This is a genomic window from Streptococcus sp. HMSC066F01 (assembly GCF_001837335.1).
GTDB lineage: Bacteria > Bacillota > Bacilli > Lactobacillales > Streptococcaceae > Streptococcus > Streptococcus oralis_S.
In genome coordinates, this window is sequence record NZ_KV832084.1 from 1 (window position 1) to 1167 (window position 1167).

Annotated in this window: 2 protein-coding genes; both read left to right on the forward strand. The window is 34.0% G+C overall.

Translation table 11 applies throughout. From position 1 onward, the window contains the following. Positions 1-169: 169 nt before the first annotated feature. Positions 170-712 (forward strand): site-specific integrase, encoded by a 543-nt coding sequence (locus HMPREF2655_RS02850; protein ID WP_033585091.1) that lies wholly within the window; start codon positions 170-172, stop codon positions 710-712. A 164-nt stretch (positions 713-876) separates the two neighbouring features. After that, positions 877-1128, forward strand: a complete 252-nt coding sequence (locus HMPREF2655_RS02855; RefSeq protein ID WP_070837509.1) for a hypothetical protein — start codon at positions 877-879, stop codon at positions 1126-1128. Positions 1129-1167: the final 39 nt, after the last annotated feature.

The following is a 1167-nucleotide window of genomic DNA, read 5'->3' on the forward strand; positions in this document are numbered from 1 at the left end:
TTGAAGTCTCACAAAAAAAGGTTTATTATGATAGCATGAACTTCTGAAACAAAAACACATATCACACTTTAGGAGTCATCCTTAATTCTAGTCAGAAAAGTTGTCCAACAGAAGTATCGTCAAGAGTCAGCAAATGCTGGCTTTTTGTTTTGCAGAAAGGAGGTAGAACATGGAATTTGTATCGCCGATAAAAGATAATGACGACATCCAGGCAATGAAAGATTATCTCAAGGAGTGGAATGAGATGTATTATATGCTATTCATTACAGGCCTGAATACTGGTTTGCGAGTCGGAGATATACTTACCTTGAAAGTTAAAGATGTTCAAGGCTGGCACATCAAACTGAGAGAACGGAAGACTGGCAAGCAGATAACAAGACGGATGACAAAAGAACTCAAAAAAGAAATGAGGAGATATGTCGAGGGCAAACCATTTCATCATTTCTTATTCAAGAGTAGGCAAGGTCAGAATAAAGCAATCACTCGTGAGCGAGCCTATCAAATCATACATGAAGCAGCTGAAGAACTTGGCATTGATAATGTCGGTACACACACAATGCGAAAAACATTTGGCTATAAATATTACAACAAGACAAAGGACGTAGGAACATTACAAAAAATGTTCAATCACTCATCACCTGCAATAACCTTAAGATACATAGGGATAGAACAAGCAGAGCTTGATGATGCTTTACGGAACTTTGTCATTTAATTTTTTAGATATTACTTTCACATAATGAGTTAAGCATAAGCTGAAAAAATCAAAGAGACGAAAAGCTAGGAGCTGTAAGGATTTGAGAATTAAGGGGAGTTTAACAAAATATAAGATATGTGAAAGTGAGGGATAAAATTGGTATAGTTACAAGAGGTATGACTATGATAAAAATACTGAAAAGAATTTTGAATTTGATTTCTAAAAAAATATCAAGAAAAATATCAAGCAAAGATAAAATTCAAATTTTAGGAAGCATTGGCGATGAAACTTTAAACCTCGAAGTAAGCGACATAGGGATACAAGGGGAAATTGTGGTTAGTGAAATTCACCCAGAATCAATTAGATTTTATAAGCATATCAAAGACAATAACAAAATCATTTCTATTGGCGAATACAAAAATAAAAAAGAATGAGACAAAAGACATCTTGAAGTCTCACAAAAAAAGGTTTAT